1 pseudogene is annotated in these 2,356 nt (G+C 43.8%); it reads right to left on the bottom strand.

Annotation, left to right across the window (positions count from 1 at the left end):
- Window positions 1-651 precede the first annotated feature (651 nt).
- Window positions 652-2,136: pseudogene (locus tag LC574_RS36135) on the bottom strand (DUF3854 domain-containing protein); the annotation flags it as partial.
- Between the last annotated feature and the right edge of the window lie 220 nt (window positions 2,137-2,356).

Raw genomic sequence — 2,356 nt, forward strand, 5'->3', positions numbered from 1 at the left:
ATATCATCATCTACCTGATTAAATTCGCCTGCCATCAATTTTTGCTTCCAAATATAAAACTTGGAGTCACTTGCATTAAACCATCTGGGAAATAGATAACCATACCAATATCTCTCAATCGGTGTCAATGGCTACTGCAAGTAATGGAGAAAAAATTGCTTGTATTAGTTGCATCAACAATGGATTACTTGAAGGTTTGTCAACTATCGCACTCGCAACTATACCTACTATTATCGAGTATGAAATTAGTATTAGTGTCAAACCTAGCCAACCGGATAACCAGGCATAAAGGGACTTGCTTTCAAAAGGCAGCAAAGACAATACCACGAATATAGGTGCAACGTAAGCAACTAAACGGCTAGAAATATCGGTTAAATTAATATTTGCAGCCGCTAATGAACGGGATTGTTTCTGAGCTTCTGCATGAATTGATTTGCTAACCACCGCCGTTTGTAAATTTTGGACAGCCATCTTTTTTAAGATGTCTTGGGTAATAACATCCTGCTGGGCAGCATCAGCGTTATCTGAAGATTGCGAAATCGCATCATTGGTTATTTGGGCTTCTTGAGCTTGTACTCTTTGACCCTCTCCACCTAATACTGATTGAGATTGACCGCGAGTGTATTGCTGGTTCCATTCTCTAATAGCAGACAGTATTGCTGCACGGTGTTGTTTGCAAGTATTACTGTGTAGTAAGTGGGTGAGGTATTGGCAGGCTTCATCTATAAATATGCAGCCGTAGGTGAGAGACTGAGTATTCAGCTTATGCAAGCTGTCAATAGTAATACTAAGGGCTTGGGCCTGGGCTAAACCTGTGTAACCCAAGTCGGAATACATCTCCGTCTGCAAGCGTTCGGCAAGATTTTTCAGCAAATTTACGCGATGTCCATTGTTGAGGAACCGCGCGTCGGGGTTTTGGTCACGCCACCAGCGCATGAGTTGGGTTTTACCAGTGCCCATATCGCTCCAGAGTACGACTAGTCCTGATTTTGGGAAATTGAAGGTAGGGGATTTCTTCGATTTGTCTGAAGAAACTCCGCCAGAATCCGTAGACTCCTTCTTTCTCGAATGTCCTTTAATAGATGGCGTGAAAAGTTGTTCCTTTTCAAGATCATAAAGCTCAGGCACAAGCAAGCATTTTTCTTCAAGTTCAGGAATGCACAAAGCCTCAGAGAGATACTTGACATTAACAGTGACATCCGGCTGGTACTTGCTTAACCCCCATTTTTTAGCCCGATACGATCGCTTGTAATCAGCAAGTGATTTAGCATCATCGATGATTGCGGTCAGTAGAGCGTTAGCATCTTCGCCCCGCGCTACAACAAAATCATCAACACCTTTCTCTGGTCCCGGCAGTAATGCAACTTCACATTCACAACCAGCAGACTCAATTGCTTTTGCAGTGCGAACAGTGGCTTGAAACACCGACCACCTGGTTTTAGCTTTTGTTTCGTAGTCAAAAAGAATTATGAACTTGCGCCCCGCCTGAGCCATTGGTACTAAGTCAGGATGCAGCCGTTCATCAAAATCTTGTTTGCCCACGCGCCCGTTCCAAATTCCAGGGAGTGCGATCGCCACAAACCCCAAAGAGAGCAAGCAAGCGGCTTTCTTCTCGCCCTCGCATAAGATAATGGGAATCTCTGGATGCTGCTTTACCCACTCCCAAAATATTAGCGGATTGAGTTGATCCAGCAAGCGTAGCGCCAAAAGCGAATGATAGCGCTTAATTAAATAACGTTTTGCAACTTTGTCCCAAGTACAGTTGCGAATATCGAAGTAGGTAACGCGGTTGGGGGTTTTGGGGGGTGATTCATACTTAACGGGTTTACCTTTCTCCCAATCAATGCGAGGGAAGTTGGGCTTAATCCGCCCCCACTCCATTGCTTGCCAATTGTTGAAGGGGTCAAGAGATTGAATCCATGTTCCCCCCAGTAATAGATGCTGATATTGCCTTATGTATGCATCTGTGACTCGACCTGCATTTTTTCGAGGGATTTTGTTGGAGATGAACAGGTAGTCGTAAATTGTTTCCCCTTCAATGTGGAAGAAGTTGCTCTCAATCAATGCTGGATGAATGGCACTACCAACTGTCAGCTCATGGTATTCGGCAGCCGTGAGATTGTTTGGGTATTCAATTGGGTGTTCCCTCTGCTCAATTGATACCTTGCAATCTGGTTTAGACTCGAATGGCTCTTTGTTGCTACTCTTAATTGCATTTTTATTTGTATTCACATTCTCTCCTAAATTTTTCCATGACAATCTGAGCGACATTGCACCTATGCCGCAGTCATCAGTTATCAGTCATCAGTCATCAGTTATCAACGATCAGGACGGAGCATTTAAGTTGCATAAAAGC

It is taken from the genome of Nostoc sp. CHAB 5715 (assembly GCF_020829685.1).
In the GTDB taxonomy this organism is placed as follows: Bacteria; Cyanobacteriota; Cyanobacteriia; order Cyanobacteriales; family Nostocaceae; genus Nostoc.